Origin of the sequence: Janibacter sp. FSL W8-0316, from assembly GCF_038004165.1 — a bacterium.
Taxonomy (GTDB): Bacteria; Actinomycetota; Actinomycetes; order Actinomycetales; family Dermatophilaceae; genus Janibacter; species Janibacter indicus.
In genome coordinates, this window is record NZ_JBBOQX010000001.1 from 1,952,893 (window position 1) to 1,975,329 (window position 22,437).

Sequence of the window (22,437 nt, forward strand, 5' to 3'; positions counted from 1 at the left end):
CCCTACGCGGGGCGCTCGGCGGCGGGCACCGCCACCCCGGCGACGACGAGCCGCCGGGCGAGGTCGGGGTCGAGCACGGCGGGTGCTTCGTCGGCGAGCCAGGCCGTCACCGCCGCCGCGTCGTCGTCGGTGAGGGGCAGCCTCCCGGCCCGGCTGACGAGGACCGCACCCTCGGTGCCGGTCTCGAGGGAGGCCTGCAGGTGGGCGCGGGGCGCGACGGCGAGGTCGTCGAACCCGTCGGCGAGGGTCTCGACGGTCCCGACCGGGTCGACCGGCGCCGGCCGCTGGGCCGCGCGCTGGCGAGCGGCGAGGCGGGCGGCGACGGCGCGGGCGTCGACGTCGGCGACGGCCCGCAGCAGGGCCTCGCGGACGGCGGCGAGGTCGTCGGCGATGGCCTCGGGGTCTGCGACGTCCACCCCGGGACGAAGGGAGGTCCGCTGCGACTCCTGCGCAGCCAGCCCCCTTCGCGCGGCCTCGAGGACGGCCTCGGCGACGTGTCCGCGGTGCCACACGTGGATGCCGACGGTCAGGTGCATGCTCACGCCGCCGAGGGCGGTCGCCGAGTGCAGCCAGCCGCGGGGCACGTAGAGCACGTCGCCGGGGCGCAGCGTGACCTCGAGGCGCGGCTCGCCGGCGGCCGCCTGCTCGACGGCCGGGCGCCGGTCCTGCCACGGCTGGTCACGCAGGGGGTGCGGCTGGACAGGGGCGTGCAGGCGCCAGCGCTTCTCCCCCGCGGTCTGCAGGACGAAGACGTCGTGCACGTCGTAGTGGGCGGCGAAGCCGCGGCTGCTCGGCGGGGTGACATAGGCATTGACCTGCACGGGGTGGCCGAGGTCGGCGGCGAGGTCCTGGGCGAGCTCGAGCACCGGCGGGTGGGTGCGGTGCAGGCCCTGCAGGACGAGGGTGTGCCCCTCGGCGAAGAGGCGCAGCAGCGCGGTGTCGTCGAGCTGGTCGGTCACGCCCGCGCCGACGCCACCGCCGCGGGTGAAGTCGGCGTCGGCGAGCGTGTGCCCGTCACGGGCCACGCGCAAGAAGGGGGTGCGCAGGCCGCGCCGCGAGAGCAGGTCGTCGACGTCACGTGTCGTCAGGAGGTCGTCGAAGGGGGTCGGCAGCGCCGCCGCGGGCACGTGCCGGGGCTCTCGACCCCAGGAGCGCTCGAGCTCCTCGGGGCCGAGGTCGGTGACGCGGGTGAGGCCGGTGCACCGCGCGGGTGCACCGGCCCCGTGGGCGTCGGTCACTCAGGCTCCGCCGTCGGCGCCACCGTCGCCGGCAGCACCATCGCCGGCAGCACCGTCGGCGCCACCGTCACCAGCGGCACCGTCGGCGCCACCGTCACCAGCGGCACCGTCCGCGCCACCGTCACCAGCGGCACCGTCCGCGCCACCGTCACCAGCGGCACCGTCCGCGCCACCGTCACCAGCGGCACCGTCCGCGCCACCGTCACCAGCGCCACCGTCACCAGCGGCACCGTCCGCGCCACCGTCACCAGCGGCACCATCGGCACCGCCGTCACCGGCGGTCGGGGCCTCGACGGGCACGCCGCCGATGGCCTCCTCGGGCAGGTCAGGGGTGTCGTTCGGAGGCTGCGTCATGGTGCTTCTCCTTCACTGTCGAGAGGAGGGACGACATCGTCCCCGGGCTCCCTGTCTATCGGAGAGTGCCCCGCAAGGGAAGGGTGCGAGTCGGTTGAAGATGGAACAGGTTGGGGCACAACGGGTTAGTGTCGATTCATGACTGCACCCACCGCTGCCCGCGACCTCGACGTCGTGCTCGTCGGAGCCACCGGCTTCGTCGGTCGACTCACCGCGGCGCACCTGCGCAACCACGCCCCCGAAGGCCTGCGCGTCGCGCTCGCCGGACGCTCGCGGGACAAGCTCGACGCCCTCGCAGCCGAGCTGGGGGGCGCCGCCGCCACCTGGCCGCGGGTCGTCGTCGACGTCTCCGACCCCGCCGCCTGCGCGGACCTCGCCGCCCGCACGCGCGTCCTCGTGACCACGGTCGGCCCCTATGCCGCCTACGGGCGCGAGCTCGTCAAGGCCTGCGCCGTCGCCGGCACGCACTACGCCGACCTCACCGGCGAGGTGCTCTTCGTCCGTGACTCCGCCGAGGCATTCCACGAGGTGGCCCAGCGCTCCGGCGCCCGGGTCGTCCACTCGTGCGGCTTCGACTCGATCCCCTCGGACATCGGCGTCTGGGAGACGGCCCGGGTCGCCCGCGAGGAGGGCGCCGGCGAGCTGACCGACACGGTGCTCTTCGTGCGCCGCCTGCGCGGCGGCCTCTCCGGCGGCACGATTGACTCGATGCGCCGCCAGACGATCGCCGCGCGCGAGTCCGTCGAGGACCGGCGGGTCATCAACGACCCCTACGGCCTGAGCCCCGACCGCGCCGCCGAGCCGACGAGCGCCGACCGGGCCGAGGTCGCGCCGTCGACCACCGAGCACTCGCGGGTGCGCTCGACGCTCGGCAAGGTCGGCTCCCGGCTGCCGGTGCGCCGCACGGCCGACGGCCACTGGACCGGCCCCTTCATCATGGCGTCGTACAACACGCGCATCGTGCGCCGGAGCAATGCCCTGCTCGGCTGGGCCTACGGCCGTGCCTTCCGCTACCACGAGGTGACCGACTTCGGCAGCCGCGCGAAGTCCCCCTTCGCCGCCACCGGCATGACCGCCGGCCTGCTCGGTCTCGTCGCCGGCCTGTCCTTCGCGCCGACCCGTCGGGTCGTCGACCGGTTCCTGCCCGAGCCGGGCGAGGGTCCGGACGAGCAGACGCGGGTCAACGGCCGCTTCACGATGGAGGTCGTCGCCTCCACCACCGGTGGCGCGCAGTACGCGACGACCGTCGCGGCCAAGGCCGACCCCGGCTACAACGGCACGGCGATCATGCTCGGCCAGGCCGCGCTGTGCCTCGCCCAGGACGACCTGACGAGCGAAGGGGGCGTGCTCACCCCCGCAGTCGCGATGGCCGCCCCGCTCATCGAGCGCCTGCGGGCACAGGACTTCACCATCGAGACCCGGCGCATCGACGCCTGACCTGCGATTTCCGCATTGCCCTACGGCAATGCGGGAGGGCGGCGCCATGAAGCTGCATTGCCGTAGGGCAATGCAGCTTCATGGCGTGCGAGGGGGAGCTCAGGACTCGTCGAGGCGGGCCTGCGGCACCGGGGCGTCGGTGCCCTCGACGCGCACGTCGCGGTGCCACGACTCGGTGCGATAGCGGGTGACCCAGCCCATCGACGCATAGATCCCGTCGGCTCCCGTCGGGCTGTCGGCGTCGACCTCGAGCGAGACGCGGTTGCGGCCGCGGCGGGCGGCGTCGGCGATGACGGCGTGGAGCAGCGACTTGGCGACCCCGCGGCCCCGGGCCAACCGGTGGACGCCGATGTAGTCGATGTAGGTGCCCTCGTGGCCGTCGGCGTCCTCGGGCAGCACCGCCGCGGCGACTGCGCCCCCGGGCACCCACTGGCCTTCGATCTCGATGTCGGCGATCCACCAGTGGTCCCACCGGTGGCCGGGCGCCTCGCGCAGCCGCGAGAGGAACTCCGGGAAGGACTCGCGATAGGAGTTGAAGTGGTCGGCGAAGGACTCCTCGATCATCCGGTAGACCGCCTGCAGGTCCGCCGCGAACGGGGTGCCGTCCTCGCGGCGCGCGACCTGGCGCACGACGACGCCCTCGCGGGTCTCGGCGAGCTCGGCGTCGCCGGGACCGATCGGTCGACTCATCTGCAGCCACCGACGGGCGCGGGTGAAGCCGGCCGCCTCGAGCATGCTGCGCAGGCGGTCGTCGTCCTCGTGCACCGACACGTCGAGCCGGGTACCCCCGAGCCCGCGCCCACGAGCGATGCGCAGCGCGACCGCCTCGGCCCAGGTGAGGAGCGAGGCGGCGAGCTCCTGCTCGACCTCGCGGCCCAGCGCCGGGTCGGCGGTCAGGTCGACGTTGGACCGTCCGGCCGCCCGATCGTGCACCCTGGCCCAAACCCTGATCACGCCCTGCGGGTCCGCGACGACGACCTGCCGGCGGGTCCACGACCCCTCGCCGACGGCCTCGCCGGCGACGAGCTCGGCCTCGACGGCACCGGAACCGTCGACCGCCCGCTTGGCCGACGAGACGAGCGCGATGAGCTCGTCGACGTCGGTCTCGTCGGGCACCCGGGTCGTCCAGCCCTCGGGCAGGTCCTCCGGAACGATCGGGAGGAAGCCGGTCTGGGTGCGGGGGCCGCCGCTCACGGGACCATCCGCCGTTGACGGGGCAGGAAGTCGGGGGACCCCTTGCGGGAGTTGGCCGCCCGCGCCCGCGCGGCGTTGGGCCCGAGCAGCAGCGGCAGCTGCTCACGCCGCTCGCGGGCGAAGGTGCGGCGCGGGCTGCGGTGCCACGTGCCGTCGAAGAGCCGCTTGGTCGCCGCGAGCGCGTCGGGCGAGCGGGTCGCCAGCTGCTGGGCGAGCTCGGTGGCGGCCGCGACCGGGTCGGCGGCGACCTCGGTCGCCAGGCCGAGCTCCTGGGCGCGCGTGCCCGAGATCTTGTCAGCGGTCATCGTCAGCTTCTTCGCCACGTCGATCCCGACGAGCTCCGACAGCGCCTGCACCCCGGACATGTCGGGGATGATCCCCCAGCGCCCCTCCAGCACCGACCACGTCGCGTCAGGATGGGTGATCCGGAAGTCGGCGGCGAGGGCGATCTGCAGACCGCCACCGAGGCAGTGCCCGCTCACGGCGGCGATGACCGGGACCGGCAGCCGACGGAAGGCCCAGGGCGCCTCCTGGAAGGTGTTGGTCCCCCGCCACGGTCGCGGGAGGAAGCGGGTGGCGATGCCCGACGGCTTCTTCATCGCCGAGCCGAAGTCGAGACCGGCGCAGAAGGAGTCACCCTCACCGGAGATGACAACGGCGCGCAGCCGCCGGTCGGCGCGCAGCCCGTGGGCGGCGGCGACGAGGTCGTCGAGCATGTCGAGCGTCAGCGCGTTGAGCTTGTCAGGGCGGGCCAGGCGCACGTGCCCGATCCCGTCCTGAATGGTCGTCGTGATGTGCCGGGGCATGCCTCCACCCTAGGCGGGACGAGGACGACGGAAGGGCCTCGTCCGAGGACGAGCCCCTTCCGGTGGGTGGTGGGTTGGCTCACACGGCCTTGAGGAACTCGCCGAGGATCTTGGAGACCTCCGACGCGGACGAGCCGGACGCCGAGGTGATGAGGTAGGTCGTGCCGCCGGTCTCGCCGGCGCACTGCGTGGTGGAGGACAGCTCGCCGCAGTTGTAGTCGCCGACCTTCTTGGGGTTGTCCCAGATCGCCTCGAAGTCGGCCGGCTTGACGCCCTCGCCGACGACGACCGAGATCGTGTCGGAGCCCTTGCGGTAGACGGCCGTGTCCTGGCCACCGCTGGAGCTGGTCGTCCCGCGCTGCCACCCGTCGAACTCCTCCGGGAGGCTGCCGGCAGCGGCCGAGCTGGACGAGGAGGTCTCGGAGGTCGGCTCCGAGGTCTCGGTCGTCGACTCCGTGGTCGTCTCGGACGTCGGCTCGGAGGTCTCGGTGGTCGACTCGGTCGTCGACTCCGTGGTCGTCTCGCTCGTCGTCGTCGAGGAGGTCGGGTCGTCGTCATCACGGTTGGCGATGAAGAAGCCGCCGATGCAGCAGGCCAGGAGCACGAGGGCGACGACGCCGACGATCGCGGCGATGACTCCCTTGCCCATGCCCTTCTTCGGCGGCTGGCCACCGGGCCCACCGCCGTAGGGCTGCCCCGGACCTCCGGGGCCGGCCGGTCCTCCCGGGCCGCCGTAGCCGCCGGTCTGACCCGGCTGACCCGGTGCGCCGTAGGCGGGCCCGGAAGAGGGTGGCGTCTGGCCGAACTGACCGGACGGCGGTTGCGTGTTGCCGAAGGAGCCGCCCGGAGGCGGCGGGACGCTCGGGCCCCCTGCTGGTGTGGACATGCGCTCATCGTCCCACGGCGGGGCCGGTTGCGATACGGGCACGACGAAGGGCGGGACTCCCCCTGCGGAGTCCCGCCCTGCGCTGTGGTCCGGAACCCCCCTGCAGGCTCCGGGCCGGTGTCAGGAGGAGCGTCCCCGTGCCCTGCTGACACCCACAAACCTATGGATGCCGCAGTGACGGGTCGATGGGGAGAAGTACCCATCCCTCCCGGGGGTTGCCCCCCGCTCCTCGATGGCGGCGGGAGAGCCGCAGGACGAAGGGAGGCCACCTCGAGTGAAATACACAGCGCGTGAGCGAACACGCGCTCTGTCTTTCACTCGAGGAGAGCGTCACAGGACGAAGGGGGAGCCGCAGGACGAAGGGGGATGGCTGCGCACATCAAGCCGACGCGGCAGGCAGCGGAGCGGACGGCGAGGTGGGTTGGCGTGGCGTCAAGCCGAAGTCGAGAACGACCCGGTGACCACGCGACGACGAAGGACTTCGGCAGCGCGCCAACCCTCCTCGCCGGGAGCATCCCCCTTCGTCCGTGGCTTCGAGACGCTCGTTCCTCGCTCCTCAGCCACCGGGAGGAGCGGTGCCCCTCAGCGCTCGAGCAGGGCCTTGAGCCGGCGCAGGGTGGTGGCCATGCCGGCCTCCATCTCGCGGTCGAAGTCGGACACGCCACCGAGCACCTTGTCCTGCAGGATGCGCGAGATCTGCGTCGTGCCCTGCGGGGCCTCGCGGCGGTGGGTCACGGTCGTGCCACCCGCGGGCGAGGGCGCGAGCTCGAAGGACCAGGTCGTCGCGTTGTCCTTCACGCGGAAGGCGTAGTCGCGCGACGGCACGAAGCGCACGACCTTGGCCCGGGTCGGCCACAGCAGCGGACCGCGACGGTTGATGTTGATCGTGCGCGTGCCGAGCCCGATCGGAGCCGTGCCCACGACGTGGGTGCGCACCACCTGGTCGGACAGTCCGCCGAGGGCGCGCGGATCGGTGATGACCGCCCAGACCTGCTCGGGCGTGGCATCGATGTCGGTCGTGGACTCCAGGAGCGGGGCGTTCTGCGTCGTCGTCATACGACCCGACCCTATGAGCCGGTGACGGGCTCCGCCGTGGTCGAGGTCTCCCCCTTCGTCACCGGCCCCTGCTCCAGGGCGGTGCCCTCGACGTCGAGGTCCGGCAGGATCCGGTCGAGCCAGCGGGGCATCCACCAGGCGCCCTCGCCGAGCAGGTGCATCACCGCGGGGGTGAGGGTCATCCGCACGAGGAGCGCGTCGACGAGGACTCCGACGGCGAGCGCGAAGCCGATCGGCCGGATCATCGTCAGGTGGGCGAAGATGAAGCCCGCGAAGACCGCCGCCATGATCAGGGCCGCGGCGAGCACGACCTTCGCCCCGTGGGTGAAGCCGTACCGCACCGCAGAGCGGGCATCGGCGCCGTGGGCGTGCGCCTCCTTCATCCCGGACACGAGGAACATCTGGTAGTCCATCGCCAGGCCGAAGAGGACGCCGATGAGCATGATCGGCATGAAGCTGAGCATCGGCCCCGGGGTGTCGACACCGAGGAGCGAGCCGAGCCAGCCCCACTGGTAGACCGCGACGGCGGCACCGAAGGACGCGGCGACGGACAGCAGGAAGCCGGCGGTCGCGACGAGCGGCACGAGGATGCTGCGGAAGACGATGGTGAGCAGGACGAGCGAGAGCCCGATGACGATCGCCAGGTAGGGGGGCAGCGCGGCCGCCAGCTGCTCGGAGATCTCGATGTTGGCGACGGTCTGGCCGGTGAGGCCGATCTCGGAGTGCGTCACCGTGCCGATCGGGCCGGCGCTCGCCTTGAGCAGGCGGACGGTGTCGCTCGTCTCCTTGTCTGCCGGACCGCCTACGGTGACGACCTGGAAGGCGAGCGTGGTCCGGTCGTCGCTGACCCCGAAGGGGATGACCGCCTTGACGCCGTCGACGCTGCGCAGCGCCTTGACGAGGTGGCTCTGCTGGACGAGGACTGCGTCCTCGTCCTTCGCCGGCTCGTCGAGGGTTGCGACGGCGATGATCGGACCGTTGGCCCCGGCGCCGAAGTTGTCCCGGACCTCGACGTAGGCCTGGTGGGCGGTGGACTCGAGCGGCTCGCTCGACCCGTCCGGCAGCCCGAGGCGAAGGGAGAGCGCCGGCACCGCGATGATCCCGCACAGGGCGATGACAGCGAGCACGACGAGCGCGGGGCGCTTCGTCACGCCGGCGACGTAGCGCGAGCCGAAGACCTGGTCGGTGTCGGGGCGGGCGGCGTGCTTGGCCCACGCGCGCTTCGAGATGACCCGGCGGCCGACGACGTGGAGCAGGGCCGGGGTGAGCGTCAGGGCGACGCACACGCACACGGCGACGGTCGCGGCGGCGACGAGTCCCATCTGGCCGAGGAGCGGAACGGGGGTGATGACGAGTGCGGTGAGCGCGATGGCGACGGTCGTGCCGGCGACGACGACGGCGCTGCCCGCGGTGCCGACGGCGTGCGCGATGGAGTCGGTCATGTCGCGCCCGTCGAGCAGCTGGGTGCGGTGCCGGTTGACGATGAAGAGCGCGTAGTCGATGCCGACGGCGAGGCCGAGCATGAGCGCGAGCGCCGGGGTCATCGCGTGCATGTCGAAGAAGTGGGTCGCGGTCATGGCCCCGGCGAGGCCGACGCCGACGCCGAGGAGGGCACCGGAGATCGGCAGTCCGGCAGCGATGAGCGAGCCGAGGGCGAGGGTGAGCACGATGGCAGCGATGATCAGGCCGACGACCTCACCGGGGCCGACGAGGGTGTTCTCCTGGGTGATCTCGACGCTGTACTGCGTCTGGATCCCGACGTCGTCGAGCTGCTTCCCGATCTCGACGATCGCCTCCTTGACCTCGGGGTCGACGGAGTTGGTGTTGGTGTCGAACTGGATCTGGGTCAGCGCGTAGCCGTCGTCGGTGACAAATCGGGTGTCCGCGGCCCCGTGGACGACGATCGTGCCGGCGTCGTACTGGGTCCGGGCGGCCTTGAGCTTGCGCTCCCCCTTCGCGTAGTCCTTCTTGGCCTTGGCCAACTTCTTCTCGCCGTCCTTGACCTGCTGACGGATCTCGGCGAGGCGCGGGCTGTCGGGGTCGTTCTTCTCGAAGTAGTCGATCCACGATTTGCCGTAGTCGAGCTGGCCCTGCGCCTTGGAGATCTTGACCCAGGCCTTGTCGAGGTCCTTCTGGCCCTTGTCGAGCTCCTTCTTCGCCTCCGTCAGGTCGGTGCGCGAGTCGTCGAGGGTCCGCTGGCTGTCGAAGGGGTTGATGACCCGCTTGACGCTCGGCTGGTCCTCCCACTCGCCGTAGACCTTGTCGATCGCCTTGCGCTGCTCGGAGGTGAATGCGCCGTCCTCGGTGTGGAGCACCACCGTGCCGAAGCCGCCTGCTGCGTCGGGGATCTCGGTCTGCAGGTTGTCCAGCACCGCCTCGAACTCGCTCCCGGGCACCGACACCTCGTTCGTCAGGGGGCGACCGAAGGCGGCGGCGCCGGATCCGGCCAGCACGAGGACGACGAGCCAGGTCGCGAGCACGCTCTTGGCGTGGGTAGCGCACCAGCGGCCGAGGCGGTAGAGGCGAAGTGCCATGCGAGTGATCTCCTGATTGAGTTTTCTACTTTCGTAGAACAGTCATCTACAAAAGTAGAGCCATGTCGTTGAGAGGTCAAACGGTGGGAGAGAATGGATCGGTGAATCTCCCTTCGCCCCCCACGGTTGCACGATTGTCCACCGGCGGTCGGGTGGGGACAGCCCTCGCCGCCCTGGTGCTCGGGGGCGTCGGCATCGGCGTCACCGAGTTCGTGACGATGGGGCTGCTCCCGGAGATCGCCGAGGGCATCGGGACAACGATCCCACAGGCCGGGCACACGATCTCGACGTACGCGCTCGGCGTCGTCGTCGGCGCACCGGCGATCGCGATCTTCGGCAACCGGCTCCCCCGCCGCGAGCTGCTCGTCGCGCTCATGGTCCTCTTCGCCGTGGGCAACGCCCTGAGCGCGGTCGCCACGAGCTACCCGCCGCTCATGCTCGCCCGGCTCGTCGCGGGCATCCCGCACGGCGCCTTCTTCGGCATCGCCTCGATCGTCGCCTTCGACATCGTCGCGCCGGGGCGCGGCGGGTGGGCGGTCAGCAGGATCATGCTCGGCATCCCCATCGCCAACGTCGCCGGTGTCCCGCTCGCGACCTGGCTGGGCCAGCAGGCCGGCTGGCGCTCCGCGTACTGGCTCGTTGCCGCGATCGGTGTCCTCACCGCCGTGCTCGTCAGCATCGTCGTCCCGCACCAGCCTGCCGACACCGAGGCCGACGTGCGCAGCGAGCTGTCCGCCTTCGCCGACTCGCAGGTCTGGCTCACCCTGCTCATCGGGTCGGTGGGCTTCGGCGGCGTCTTTGCGATGTACTCCTACATCTCGCCGATCCTGCGCAACCAGACCGGCCTGCCCGCCGACGCGGTGCCGATCTACCTCTTCGTCTACGGCGTCGGTGGCCTGCTCGGCACGATGATCGCCGGGCGGCTCGTCGACCAGTCGGTGCTGCGCACGCTCATCGGGTCGACGATCGCGACCGGGGCCAGCCTCGCCCTCTTCGCCTGGGCCGCCAACTGGGCGATCCCGGCCGGCATCGTCCTGCTCCTCGTGTGCATCTCCGTCTCGGCCTTCGTCCTGGCCCTCCAGCTGCGGCTCATGGAGGTCGCCGGACGCGCCCGAACCCTCGGCGCCGCCGGTAATCACGCCGCTCTCAACGTCGCCAACGCCCTCGGCGCCTGGCTCGGTGGCCTCGTGCTCGCCGCCGGCTGGGGCTGGCAGGCGCCCTCGCTCGTCGGCGCCGGCTTGTCCGCGGCCGGCCTGGTCGTCCTTTTCGTCTCGTTGCGGGTCCACCGCGGGCGCACGACGCTGGACTGAGCCTTCGCCCTTCGAGACGCTTGCTGCGCAAGCTCCTCAGGGAGCGGCGGGCATCTCGCCAGCCCAGGGAGCGGCGGGCATCTCGCCAGCCCAGGGAGCGGAGGGCATCTCGCCAGCCCAGGGACCGGAGGGCATATCGTCGGCCCCATGGCGCACCCCGACATCCGCCCGGCCACGCCGGAGGACCTGCCCGACCTGATCCGTCTGGTCAAGGACCTGGCGACGTACGAGAAGGAGCCCGATGCGGCCGTCGCCACGGAGGAGGACTTCCGGGCCGCACTCTTCCCCACGGGCAAGAGCGCGTCGCCGATGGCCTGGTGCCACGTCGCCGAGGCGGGCGAAGGCGATGTCCTGAGTCGCGACGCAGGAGCCTCGAAGGGGAGGGACCGCCAGGTCGTCGGGATGGCGCTGTGGTTCCTCACCTTCTCCACCTGGACCGGCCGGCACGGCATCCACCTCGAGGACCTCTACGTCGAGCCGCGGCACCGCGGGTCGGGCCTGGGCAAGGCGCTGCTCGAGACCCTCGCGCAGGAGTGCCGCGACCGTGGGTACCCGCGCCTGGAGTGGTCGGTGCTGCGGTGGAACGCCCCGTCGATCGCCTTCTACGACTCGCTCGACGCGACGCCGCAGGACGGGTGGTTGACCTACCGTCTCGACGGCGACGCGCTCGAGGCGCTCGGCCGCGACGACGACTGAGCGGACTCCCCCCTTCGCCCCCGCCCGTCCGGCCACGTGGAACCGGACGTGGAGATCCGGGTCACACCTGCCATAGTGGGCGGGTTCCACGCACGCATTTGGGAGGCACCCGGTGATTCAGTACGTCCACATGTTCAGCGAGGGCGATCGCGACCAGAAGGATCTGCTCGGCGGCAAGGGGGCCAACCTCGCCGAGATGGTCAAGCTGGGCCTGCCCGTCCCGCCGGGCTTCACGATCACCACCGAGGCCTGCCGCGCCTACCTCTCCGAGGGGCGGGTGCCGCCGGAGGTGCGCGTCGAGGTGACCCAGCGCCTGCGGGACGTCGAGGACCTCATCGGCCGCACCCTGGGCGACTCCGAGGAGCCGCTGCTGCTGTCCGTGCGCTCCGGGGCGAAGTTCTCCATGCCCGGGATGATGGAGACGGTGCTCAACGTCGGGCTCAACGACGACACCGTGCACTCGCTGGCCTCCTTCGCCGGCGACGAGCGCTTCGCGTGGGACTCCTACCGCCGCCTCATCCAGATGTTCGGCAAGACGGTTCTCGACATCGACTCCGAGCGCTTCAGCGACGTGCTCGACGCGCACAAGGAGCAGGCCGGGGTCCAGGCGGACGTCGACCTGACCGCCGACCACCTCAAGGAGGTCGTCGCGGAGTTCAAGCAGATCGTGCTCGACGAGACGGGCAATCCCTTCCCGCAGACGCCGCGCCGCCAGGTCGACATGGCGATCGAAGCGGTCTTCCGCAGCTGGAACACCGAGCGCGCCCAGCTCTACCGCCGCCGCGAGCGGATCGCCGACGACCTCGGCACCGCGGTCAACGTGCAGGCGATGGTCTTCGGCAACCTCGGCGAGACCTCGGGCACGGGCGTGTGCTTCACCCGCGACCCCTCCTCCGGCCACTCCGGCGTCTACGGCGACTACCTGCCCAACGCGCAGGGTGAGGACGTCGTCGCCGGCATCCGCAACACCCTCGCGCTCACCGACCTCGAGCAGCGCGACCCCGAGGCCTACAAGGAGCTGCGCGCCGCGATGCGCCGGCTCGAGACGCACTACCGCGACCTGTGCGACATCGAGTTCACCATCGAGCGCGGCAAGCTGTGGATGCTGCAGACCCGCGTCGGCAAGCGCACCGCCGGCGCGGCCTTCCGCATCGCGACCCAGCTCGTCGACGAAGCCCTCATCACGATGGACGAGGCCCTCGAGCGGGTCACCGGCGAGCAGCTGAGCCAGCTGCTCTTCCCCCAGTTCGACCGCGAGGCCGAGCGCACCCTCATCGCGACCGGCATGGGCGCCTCCCCGGGCGCGGCCGTGGGCGCGGTCGCCTTCGACAACGCGAGCGCCGAGGCCAAGCAGGCCGAAGGGAGCTCCGTGATCCTCGTCCGTCGCGAGACCTCCCCCGAGGACCTGCCCGGCATGATCGCCGCGGCCGGCATCCTCACCGCGCGCGGCGGCAAGACCTCGCACGCGGCCGTCGTCGCCCGCGGCATGGGCAAGTGCGCCGTCGTCGGTGCCGAGGACCTGATCGTCGACGTGGCGAGCAAGGAGATCCGGGTCGGCGAGCACGTCGTGCGCGAGGGCGACACCATCGCCATCGACGGCAAGACCGGCGAGGTCTTCCTCGGCGACGTCCACGTCGTCGACTCCCCCGTGATGACCTACATCTCCGAGGGCATCGAGGCCGCCCGGGCGATCTCCGACGGTCAGGAGACGACCGAGCTCATCGAGGCCGTCGACCGGCTGCTCACCCATGCCGACGCCCGTCGCCGGCTCAAGGTGCGCGCCAACGCCGACACCGGCGAGGACGCCCAGCGCGCCCGCGACCGCGGCGCCGAGGGCATCGGCCTGTGCCGCACCGAGCACCAGTTCCTCGGCGAGCGGCGCCAGCAGATCGAGCGGGTCGTGCTCGCCGAGACCGACGAGGAGCGCGATGCCGCCCTCGCCGAGCTGCTGCCGGCGCAGATCGAGGACTTCGCCCAGCTCCTCTCCGCGATGGACGGGCTGCCGACGACGATCCGGCTCATCGACCCGCCGCTGCACGAGTTCCTCCCCGACCTCACCGACCTGACCGTCGAGGTGGCCCTGGCGGAGGAGCGCGGCGAGAGCGGCCCCGAGGTCGAGCGGGCGCGCGCGCTGCGCGACGCGGTGCGGGCGATCCACGAGTCCAACCCGATGCTCGGCCTGCGCGGCGTGCGCCTCGGGCTGAAGATCCCCGGCCTCTTCGGCCTGCAGATCCGCGCCATCGCCGAGGCCGTCGTGCGGCTGCGCGAGGAGGGCAAGGACCCCCAGCCGGAGATCATGGTCCCGCTCATCGGCTCCAACCGTGAGCTCGTCATCGTCCGGGCCCAGGCGGAGGAGATCATCGCCGAGGTCGCCGAGGCCCACAACCAGTCGATCGACCTGCCGATCGGCTGCATGATCGAGCTGCCGCGTGCGGCCCTCACGGCCAACCGCATCGCGCAGACCGCCGACTTCTTCTCCTTCGGCACCAACGACCTGACCCAGACGACGTGGGGCTTCTCCCGCGACGACGTGGAGACGGCCTTCTTCCCGAAGTACCTCGAGAACGGCGTCCTGACGATCTCCCCCTTCGAGACCCTCGACGCGCTCGGCGTCGGCGAGCTCGTGCGGATCGGCGTCGACAAGGGCCGGAGCACGCAGCCGGGCCTGAAGACCGGTGTCTGCGGCGAGCACGGCGGCGACCCGGAGTCGATCCACTTCTTCAACGAGGCCGGCCTCGACTACGTGAGCTGCTCCCCCTTCCGCGTCCCCGTGGCGCGCCTGGAGGCCGGCCGCGCGGTCGTGCTCACCGACGACGTCGGCACCCGCTGACCGGACCTCGTCCGGGCACGACGAAGGCCCCGCACCACGTGGTGCGGGGCCTTCGTCACGTCCGGGCTGGATTCACCCCCGGACGGCTTCGGTCCCTGAGGAGCTCGCGCAGCGAGCGTCTCGAAGGGTCAGCGGGTGGAGAGGACCGGCTTGAAGCGGTCGCTCATGCGGTTGTCGTAGGGCGCGTGGTACGCCGGAGCCGTGGTGGCCGACGAGACGAGGTCGCGCTTGGTGTGGCGGACCCGGCGGGCGGCTCCGCGGGTCGAGTCGTCGCGGACCTCACGGGCGGTCTCGTCCTGGGACATGGCGGCCAGCTCGGCGGCCATGCGGGTGTGGTCGGAGTCCGGGCCGGCACCCCAGTGGCGGTTGGCGGCGGGACGAAGGGCGTTGATGTAGGTCATCCAGAGCTTCTCCATGACCACGATGATGTCAGCGTCAACTATCCGTGACCAATGCAGTTTTGTGGCAGATCATGCAGATTTACTTCACCCTCGGCTAGTCTTCCGGGTATGGTCGACGCCCACCGACTCCGGACCTTCTTGTCCGTCATGGCCTCCGGCTCGGTCAACGCCGCCGCCGGACACCTCGGCTACTCGCCGTCGGCGGTGAGCCAGCAGATCGCCGCGCTGCAAAAGGAGACCGGGCTCACACTCTTCACCCGCCACGGGCGCGGGATCGAGCCCACACCGGCGGCCCACACGCTCGCCGCGGAGTCCGAGCAGCTCATGACGGAGCTCAAGCGGGTCGACGCCGTCGTCGACGACCTGCGCGAAGGGAGCACCGGCTCGCTGGCGATCGGGTACTTCGCGTCGGCGGGCTATCGGTGGATGCCGCAACTGGCCAAGCGCCTGCAGGCGAAGATGCCCGAGCTGACCCTGCAGATGGTCCTCACCGAGGGCTACCCGCGCGGCGAGGCGCCGATCGTCGACATCGACGTCGTGCCCGCCGACCCCACCACCTCGGTCCGGGCCGGCCACCTCGTCACTCCCCTGATGACCGACCACTTCGTCGCACTCGTGCCGGCCGACCACAAGCTCGCCGCGCGGCGCCGAGTCGAGATGGCCGAGCTCGCCGACAGCTCGTGGATCAGCAACGACATCTCCGCCGGCATCACCCAGGACATGGTCGACCGCGCCTGCCGCGCAGCGGGGTTCCGACCCCGATACACGGTCGAGGCGCAGGACCACTACACGGCCACGGCCTTCGTCGCGGCGGGTGTGGGCATCACGGTCCTGCCCGACCTCGCCAGCCGCTCGATCCCCAAGTCGGTGCGCCGCCTGCGCCTGACCAACCCCAACCCGGTGCGTGACATCGTCGCCCTCACCGCGCCCGTGGCCCGGTCCAACGAGGCGGCGAAGCTCGCCGTCGACCTGCTGCAGCAGATCGCCGCCGCCTCTGCCCGGCGGCGGTGACGCCCCCTTCGCCTCAGCGTTCCCACGCGCCTCCCGATTTCCGGGTCACCCGAGAAACCCCCTCTTCGCATGGGTTTCAAACCCTTGCGAACCGGCGGAAACTCTTGCTCAGCTCTCGCCGGACCCTGCCCAGGAGCGCTCGATGAGCTCGCGCAGGACGTCGGCGTCGACGTCGGAGAGGCGCTTGACGTAGAGGCAGCCCTTGCCGGTCGTGTGCGTGCCGAGGCGGTCGAGCAGGTCCTCGTTGGACCCGTAGAAGGTCAGCCCGTAGAGCGTGAGGGCCGCCTTGCGCGGGGCGAGGCCGATGCGGAACCACTCGCGCTCCTTGCCGTCGGCCGTCGTGTAGGGCTGGGTGCCGAAGCCGATCATGGACGGCCCCCACACGACCGGCTCGACCCCGGAGACCTGGCGCATGAGGTCGAGGACGGCCTGCGCGTCGGTGCGGCGGCGGTCGTCGGCCACTGCGCCGAGCACCTCGTCGGGGGAGGTGTCGGTGGGCTTGGTCTTGCGGTCGTTGGCCATGGACCGAGGCTAGTCCGGTTGCGGGGTCCGCCCGGGGCAGATGTGCTGGTCGCATGATCATCGAGCGCACCGGCCCATCCGCACGCCGTCGAACCGAGGGGTGGGACGCCGGCGACTGCTCGCGGCCGGCCTCGGGGTGGGGGGCTCCATCCTCGGCGCACCCACGATCGCCGGGGCGGTGCCCTCTTGGTCATCATCGCGATCGGCGACCTCGGACCCCGTTGCCGCACTGGAGGACAAGCTCGACAGCCGGATCGGTCTCTACGCCCGCAACCTGGGCACCGACGCCACCCTGGCGCACCGGGCCGACGACCGAGAGGCGATGTGCTCGACCTTCAAGACGCTGGCTGCGGCCACCGCCCTGCGGCGTGGGATCGACCTCGACCGGGTCATCCGCTACGCCAGGAGCGATCTCGTCGACTACTCGCCGATCACCGGTGAGCGCCGCCGCATGACGGTTGGCGAGCTCTGCGACGCCGCGATCCGTTACTCCGACAACGCCGCCGCCAACCTCCTCCTCGAGCGCATCGGCGGGCCGCGTGGCCTGACCCGCGACCTCCGTCGCCTCGGGGACCGCGTAACCCGCCTGGACCGGTGGGAGACCGAGCTCAACACCGCCATCCCCGGGGACCCCCGCGACACGAGCACGCCGCGCGCACTGGCGACGACGTATCGCCGGCTGACTCTCGGCGACGGGCTCACGGGCAGTGACCGGTGGGCGCTGCGCGGGTGGCTCGAGGCGAACACGACGAGCGTCAAGACCTTCCGGGCCGGCCTCCCGGAGGGGTGGTGGAGCGCCGACAAGACCGGCTCCGGCAGCTACGGCGTGACGAACTGCGCGGGGCTGGTCTCTGCGCCGGACGGCACCCAGATCATCTTCGCCGCGCTGACCCGGCGGTCCACCACCGACCCCGACGCCACCGGGCACCCCGGCCTGATGCGCTCGATCTCGGAGCTCATCGTCGCCGAGGTCGCCTGACATCGGCGGCGCCCGCTCACCGACCTTCTTCGCCCTGCTCGCTGAGCAACAGCGTGAGGAACTCGCGGTTGATGAAAAGCCGGTCGCGCCCGACCTTGTGGTCGTCAAGAAGTCCAGCGGCAGCCAGCTCGGACAACCAGCGGGTGGCGGTGGGTCTGGACACGCCGCATCGTTCAATCACGGTCGCGATGCGGCAGTAGGGCTGCTCGAACAGGACCGCGAGGAACTCCGCGTCAGCGCCCCCCTTGGAGACAGCACGAGCCCTGCGGGCGAAATCCATCTGGAGCTCTCGGGTCGCGCTGATCTTGGCGACTGTCGCCGTGGATGTTCGCTCGACTCCGGCCAAGACGTAGAGGATCCATTCCTCCCAGTTGCCCGCGCTGGTGACCTCCCGCAGGAGGCGGTAGTAATCGTCCTTGGTCCGGATGATGTACCGGGAGAGGTAGAGGACCGGCATGTGCAGGAGACCGGCCTCGACGAGCATGAGGACATTGAGGATGCGGCCAGTACGTCCGTTACCGTCCGAAAAAGGGTGGATCGCCTCGAACTGGTAATGCGCTGCGGCCATGCGCACCAGCGGGTCGAGACCGTCGCCCGCATGGACGAAGCGCTCCCAGTGGGTGAGCTTGTCACGAATGACGTCCGCCCCTTCGGGCGGGCTGTAGACGATCGCTCCGGTCGCAGGGTTGGCGATGCGCGTCCCAGGGAGGGACCGGACGCTCATCTCCCGTGCATGGATGGTGCTGCACACACGCTCGGCCGTCCCCATGGTGAGGCCCCGGTCCCGAACCATCTGAAACCCGGCGTGCAAGGCGGTCCGGTATCGCAGGGTCTCCCGCACCGCAGGGTCCGTCGACGAGTCGTCATCGTCCATGTGTCGAAAGAGGTCGTCGGACGTCGTGACGACGTTTTCGATCTCCGAGCTGGCTTGTGCCTCGAGGAGCGGGATCGTGTTGATGAGCACGCCAGGGTTGGGCATGGCGCGGCTTGCCTGGTCGAGGCGAGCAACCGCCTCGCGAGCACCGATCGCCGCCTTGAGGACAGCCTTGGTCTCCAAGGTGTCGGCAGACGGGGGTGCCGGCAACTCGTTGAAGGGGCGATCTGCCCGCCATTTCCTCATGTCACAAAACCTGACACGTTGCTCTGGATATGTAAACATTTGCGCCGATTTTTTACATGATCAACCTCGGGGCTTGAGGACTCCAGCGAGCGGAGTCGCGCCAGTTCGCTGTCGGTGGACGGTCATACGTTGACTCGAATCGCTGCACGGGCCGCGCTTTGAACCCGCAGGGGGATGCGACATGAACGTTGAAATCATCGCCACGGCGGCCGCCACCGTCGTGACGGTCGGAACTGCCGGCACCCGCGTGCTCGGACGGATGACACTCAACGCACGAGCAGAAGGACAGCTCCGCCAGGCTGAACTCTTACGACGGGCTGGCATCGCCGACGAGGCCAGGTACCACGACCGACAGGCCAAGGTCTTCCTGCTGAGGCCTGCCGTCATGCAGGAGCGGGGCATCATCGGTCCGATCGGCTTTGCCGACCTCGCGGCCTACGGACTTCTCCTGGGCGCCGGAGTCGTCGCCTTGTGGGCAGACCTGGCCCTGCCGGGCGTCATCATGGCGTTCGGGCTGACTCTGGGGGCGGTGGCCCTCATCATCCTCGACAGCGCGGCGGTCGATCGCGCATGCAAGACGAAGGCCGCGGCCTACGACGACCGGCGCCTTTCGCGTTCGAGCTCACGGCTTCGCCCTTGGCTCGCCTTGTCGGCCCTGCTGGGGGTTGCCCTCCTCACCTTCAGGCGATAGGCGGTTTCGAGGGTCGGCCGCGGGCGGCCTCACACCTCAACCACCGGGGGCAGGGAGCGGCGCCGGTTTCGAGGGTCGGCCGGTGACGACCTCGACCTCAACCTGCCGCGGCGCGCAGGTCGTGGCGCACCCAGACATTCGGCTCGACGTAGACCGCGTGGTCATTGGCCAGGTCGACGTGGACCGGGGCGAGGCCCCCTTCGACCTCGACGGACCCGTCCACGTCGAAGGGCAGACCGGTCCACTCCCGCCACTGGGCCAGCGTCCCGGGGATCGTCATCGACAGCGGCGCCACCTGAACGATCCGGCCACCGAGCCGCACGTGGGCCCGCAGCCACGGGTCGACCGGCAGCCCGTCCTCGCGGACCCGACGCGCGTACTCGTCTGCGGCGGTGCGGGGTTCAAGCCACTTGCGCGTCGGGCGCACCGGGCCGAAGAGGTCGCGGCACCCGAGCGCCGCGTAGCGCCGACGCGCCTCGGCGAGGAGTGCACCGCTCAGGCCCTCGCCCCGCCGGTCCACCGCGACCCGCGCCTCGATGAGGCTGACCGTCGACAGGTCCGGGGCCTCCCCCTTCGCCGCCAGCCACTCGGCCTCCTGCATCGCGGCGTCCCAGCCCCGCGCCGGCAGGTGCGCCAGACCGTGGCCGAAGGGCACCGCGTGCAGCCGCGCGACCGCCGCCTCACCCTCCATGACGACGAGGTGCAGCTGCGGGAAGGCGTCGACCGCCGCCTCGTAGGCCCGGTCCGAGGTCGGGTCCTGGAGCATGAAGGTCGGCCAGTCCCCGGCGATCGACCAGAAGGCCTCCACGAGGTCAGGCCGCTCGGCGAGTGAGTGCGTCTGCATCGCCCCATCAAAGACGAAGGGAGCCGCCCCGACCAGTGGGTTTCGTCCCTTCGACCCAGACGCTGAGGTAGGTCTCGAGGCTCGCTGGCGCTCGCACCTCGACCAGCGGGGTGGCCGGAGGGCGAAGGGGGATGGCGGCGCACGTCGAGCGGACGGGGAGGAGGTCCGGCGCAGCGTCAAGCCGAAGTCGAGAACGACCGGGCGACCACACGACGACGAAGGACTTCGGCAGCGCGCCGGAACGCCTCGCCGGGAGCGGGTCTCGAGGCTCGTCGCAAAGCTCCTCGCACCGCCCACGCGGAACGTGGGACCCAGACCACCGGTGGAGGGCGGGGGTCATAGGCTCGGGGCATGGACCGCGACTTCCGCAACCTCTACCGCCACGGCTTCGCGCGCGTCGCCGCGTGCACGCTGCCGGTGACGATGGGCGACCCGCAGGCCAATGCCGCGGCGACCCTCGAGCGGGCCCGCCACGTCGGTGGGCAAGGGGCGGCGATCGCGCTCTTCCCCGAGCTCGGCATCACCGGCTACGCCATCGACGACCTGCTCCTGCAGGACGTGCTGCTGCGCGAGGTCGAGGCCGCGCTCGTCGAGCTCGCCCGAGGCACCGCCGACCTGCTGCCCCTCGTCGTGGTGGGCGCCCCCCTTCGCCATCGCAACCGCCTCTACAACTGCGCGGTCCTGATCCACCGCGGCGAGATCGTCGGCATCGCCCCGAAGTCCTACCTGCCCAACTACCGCGAGTTCTACGAGAAGCGGCACTTCGCCGCCGGCGCGGGCATCGTCGACGAGTGGTTCCGGCCGACCTTCGCCCAAGGCGAGGACGCTGAAGTGCTCGACGGCGTCCCCTTCGGCACCGACCTGCTCGTCCACGTCGACGACGTGCCGGGCCTGGTCATCCATGCCGAGGTCTGCGAGGACATGTGGGTGCCGGTGCCGCCGAGCGCCGAGGCCGCCTTGGCCGGCGCGACCGTCCTGCTCAACCTGTCGGCCTCCCCCATCACCGTCGCCCGCGCGGAGGACCGGCACCTGCTCGCCCGCTCCGCCTCGGCGCGCTGCAATGCCGCCTACCTCTACGCCGCCGCGAGCGAAGGGGAGTCCACCACCGACCTGTCGTGGGACGGCCAGACGATGGTCTACGAAGGGGGCGACCTCCTCGGCGAGTCCGAGCGCTTCCCCGCCGGCCCCCGCGAGACGCTCGTCGACGTCGACGTCGACCGGCTGCGCCAGGAGCGCCTGCGGCAGGGCAGCTTCGACGACAACGGCGTGGCCCATGGAATCGGACGCAGCATCGGGTCGCCGAGTTCTGCGTACCGCGACCTGCACCTCGAGCTCGACGCACCCGCCGGTGACCTCGGGCTGCTGCGCCCGCTCGACCGCTTCCCCTTCGTGCCCGACGACGAGGCCCGCCTCGCCCAGGACTGCTACGAGGCCTACAACATCCAGGTCTCCGCGGTGGAGCAGCGGCTGCGCGCCATCGGCGGCGCCGACTGGCAGCCCAAGATCGTCATCGGCGTGAGCGGTGGGCTCGACTCGACCCACGCGCTGCTCGTCGCGGCCAAGGCGATGGACCGGCTGGAGCGTCCGCGCACCGACATCATCGGCATCACGATGCCCGGCTTCGCCACGAGCGACCACACCAAGACCAATGCCGTCGCGCTCATGGAGTCGCTCGGCATCACGTGGGAGGAGCTCGACATCCGGCCCACCGCGACGCAGATGCTGCGCGACATGGGCCACCCCTACGGGCTCGACCCCGACGCCGACCACCCCGACGAGGTCTACGACGTCACCTTCGAAAACGTGCAGGCCGGGCTGCGCACCGACTACCTCTTCCGCATCGCCAACCAGCGCGGCGGCATCGTCCTGGGCACCGGCGACCTGTCCGAGCTGGCCCTCGGCTGGTGCACCTACGGCGTCGGCGACCAGATGAGCCACTACGGGGTCAACGCCGGCGTGCCCAAGACGCTCATGCAGCACCTCGTGCACTGGGTCGCCGACACCGGCCAGCTGCCGGAGGTCTCCGAGACCCTGCGCTCGGTGCTCGCGACCGAGATCTCCCCCGAGCTCGTCCCGAGCAAGGACGCCGACCGGCCGCAGTCGACGCAGGACAAGATCGGCCCCTACGCGCTGCAGGACTTCACGCTCTTCCACGTGCTCCGGCGCGGGGACCGGCCGAGCAAGATCGCCTTCCTCGCGGAGCAGACGTGGTCGGACGCGGCGAAGGGAGAGTGGCCCAGCTCCGTCGCACAGGAGGACCGCGGCGCCTACGACCTCGCCGAGATCCGGAAGTGGCTCGTCGTCTTCGTGCAGCGCTTCTTCGACAACCAGTTCAAGCGGTCGGCGCTGCCCAACGGGCCCAAGGTGCTCCCGGGCGGCGCGGTCTCACCGCGAGGCGACTGGCGGATGCCCAGCGACGCCGCCGCCACCCGCTGGCTCGCCGACATCGAGGACAACGTCCCGGCGGGGTGAGGGCTTCGAGGCTCGCTGGCGCTCGCACCTCAGCCAGCGGGGTGAGGGGCCGCTCG

The 22,437-nt window shown here is 71.2% G+C and carries 19 protein-coding genes; 8 read left to right on the forward strand and 11 right to left on the reverse strand.

The annotated features are described in order from the left end of the window. Positions 1–2: 2 nt before the first annotated feature. Both NYE39_RS09615 and NYE39_RS09620 read right to left on the reverse strand, forming a co-directional pair. Entirely contained in the window at positions 3–1,238 is a 1,236-nt protein-coding gene (locus NYE39_RS09615) for a cupin domain-containing protein (RefSeq protein ID WP_341012518.1), read from the reverse strand. Beyond that, positions 1,235–1,513 (reverse strand): hypothetical protein, encoded by a 279-nt coding sequence (locus NYE39_RS09620; protein ID WP_341012519.1) that lies wholly within the window; start codon positions 1,511–1,513, stop codon positions 1,235–1,237. Before NYE39_RS09620 ends, NYE39_RS09615 begins: the two co-directional genes overlap by 4 nt. Before the next feature lie 217 nt (positions 1,514–1,730). Between NYE39_RS09620 and NYE39_RS09625 the strand changes: the two genes are divergently transcribed. Further along, on the forward strand, positions 1,731–3,029 hold the full coding sequence (locus tag NYE39_RS09625; protein WP_341012520.1) for a saccharopine dehydrogenase family protein: 1,299 nt from the start codon (positions 1,731–1,733) through the stop codon (positions 3,027–3,029). A gap of 99 nt (positions 3,030–3,128) precedes the next feature. Here the strand turns inward: NYE39_RS09625 and NYE39_RS09630 are convergent, their stop codons facing one another. From NYE39_RS09630 to NYE39_RS09650, 5 genes are all read right to left on the reverse strand, one after another. Then, a complete protein-coding gene (locus NYE39_RS09630) occupies positions 3,129–4,223 on the reverse strand; it encodes a GNAT family N-acetyltransferase (protein WP_341012521.1) in 1,095 nt (364 codons plus the stop codon). Continuing rightward, positions 4,220–5,029 (reverse strand): crotonase/enoyl-CoA hydratase family protein, encoded by an 810-nt coding sequence (locus tag NYE39_RS09635; protein ID WP_341012522.1) that lies wholly within the window; start codon positions 5,027–5,029, stop codon positions 4,220–4,222. The genes NYE39_RS09630 and NYE39_RS09635 overlap by 4 nt, the downstream gene beginning before the upstream one ends. A 79-nt stretch (positions 5,030–5,108) precedes the next feature. After that, positions 5,109–5,915: a hypothetical protein gene (locus NYE39_RS09640; RefSeq protein WP_125932878.1), complete on the reverse strand. Its 807-nt coding sequence runs from the start codon at positions 5,913–5,915 to the stop codon at positions 5,109–5,111. Positions 5,916–6,497: 582 nt separating this feature from the next. Further along, the gene (locus NYE39_RS09645) at positions 6,498–6,971 is read right to left on the reverse strand and encodes an SRPBCC family protein (RefSeq protein WP_341012523.1); all 474 of its coding nucleotides are present in this window, start codon (positions 6,969–6,971) and stop codon (positions 6,498–6,500) included. A gap of 11 nt (positions 6,972–6,982) precedes the next feature. Then, positions 6,983–9,505 carry an MMPL family transporter gene (locus NYE39_RS09650; protein ID WP_341012524.1) on the reverse strand — a complete coding sequence of 841 codons (2,523 nt, stop codon included), beginning with the start codon at positions 9,503–9,505 and terminating at the stop codon, positions 6,983–6,985. Between the two features lie 152 nt (positions 9,506–9,657). Between NYE39_RS09650 and NYE39_RS09655 the strand changes: the two genes are divergently transcribed. The 3 genes from NYE39_RS09655 to ppdK all read left to right on the forward strand — a co-directional run bounded on the left by NYE39_RS09655 (position 9,658) and on the right by ppdK (position 14,341). Continuing rightward, positions 9,658–10,815 carry an MFS transporter gene (locus NYE39_RS09655; protein WP_341012525.1) on the forward strand — a complete coding sequence of 386 codons (1,158 nt, stop codon included), beginning with the start codon at positions 9,658–9,660 and terminating at the stop codon, positions 10,813–10,815. Between the two features lie 147 nt (positions 10,816–10,962). Beyond that, positions 10,963–11,511 (forward strand): GNAT family N-acetyltransferase, encoded by a 549-nt coding sequence (locus NYE39_RS09660; protein ID WP_341012526.1) that lies wholly within the window; start codon positions 10,963–10,965, stop codon positions 11,509–11,511. 112 nt (positions 11,512–11,623) lie between these two features. Continuing rightward, positions 11,624–14,341 (forward strand): pyruvate, phosphate dikinase, encoded by a 2,718-nt coding sequence (gene ppdK, locus NYE39_RS09665; RefSeq protein ID WP_445667069.1) that lies wholly within the window; start codon positions 11,624–11,626, stop codon positions 14,339–14,341. Positions 14,342–14,469: 128 nt separating this feature from the next. On the opposite strand, the gene NYE39_RS09670 is transcribed toward ppdK, so the two are convergent. Further along, positions 14,470–14,757: a hypothetical protein gene (locus tag NYE39_RS09670; protein WP_341012527.1), complete on the reverse strand. Its 288-nt coding sequence runs from the start codon at positions 14,755–14,757 to the stop codon at positions 14,470–14,472. Positions 14,758–14,850: 93 nt separating this feature from the next. On the opposite strand from NYE39_RS09670, the gene NYE39_RS09675 reads away from it, so the two are divergent. Next, a complete protein-coding gene (locus NYE39_RS09675; protein ID WP_072625807.1) occupies positions 14,851–15,753 on the forward strand; it encodes a LysR family transcriptional regulator in 903 nt (300 codons plus the stop codon). Between the two features lie 108 nt (positions 15,754–15,861). On the opposite strand, the gene NYE39_RS09680 is transcribed toward NYE39_RS09675, so the two are convergent. Next, positions 15,862–16,275, reverse strand: coding sequence for a DUF1801 domain-containing protein (locus NYE39_RS09680; RefSeq protein WP_341012528.1), 414 nt, complete (start codon positions 16,273–16,275; stop codon positions 15,862–15,864). Positions 16,276–16,375: 100 nt separating this feature from the next. Between NYE39_RS09680 and bla the strand changes: the two genes are divergently transcribed. After that, positions 16,376–17,254: a class A beta-lactamase gene (gene bla / locus NYE39_RS09685; protein ID WP_341012529.1), complete on the forward strand. Its 879-nt coding sequence runs from the start codon at positions 16,376–16,378 to the stop codon at positions 17,252–17,254. Positions 17,255–17,270: 16 nt separating this feature from the next. On the opposite strand, the gene NYE39_RS09690 is transcribed toward bla, so the two are convergent. Further along, positions 17,271–18,374, reverse strand: a complete 1,104-nt coding sequence (locus NYE39_RS09690; protein ID WP_192911055.1) for a Fic family protein — start codon at positions 18,372–18,374, stop codon at positions 17,271–17,273. Positions 18,375–18,555: 181 nt separating this feature from the next. On the opposite strand from NYE39_RS09690, the gene NYE39_RS09695 reads away from it, so the two are divergent. After that, entirely contained in the window at positions 18,556–19,065 is a 510-nt protein-coding gene (locus tag NYE39_RS09695; protein WP_192911056.1) for a hypothetical protein, read from the forward strand. A gap of 97 nt (positions 19,066–19,162) precedes the next feature. Here the strand turns inward: NYE39_RS09695 and NYE39_RS09700 are convergent, their stop codons facing one another. After that, on the reverse strand, positions 19,163–19,909 hold the full coding sequence (locus NYE39_RS09700) for an N-acetyltransferase (RefSeq protein WP_341012530.1): 747 nt from the start codon (positions 19,907–19,909) through the stop codon (positions 19,163–19,165). A 351-nt stretch (positions 19,910–20,260) separates the two neighbouring features. Here NYE39_RS09700 and NYE39_RS09705 point away from each other — a divergent pair, with 351 nt between their 5' ends. Beyond that, the gene (locus NYE39_RS09705; RefSeq protein WP_072625818.1) at positions 20,261–22,381 is read left to right on the forward strand and encodes an NAD(+) synthase; all 2,121 of its coding nucleotides are present in this window, start codon (positions 20,261–20,263) and stop codon (positions 22,379–22,381) included. The last annotated feature ends 56 nt before the right edge of the window (positions 22,382–22,437 follow it).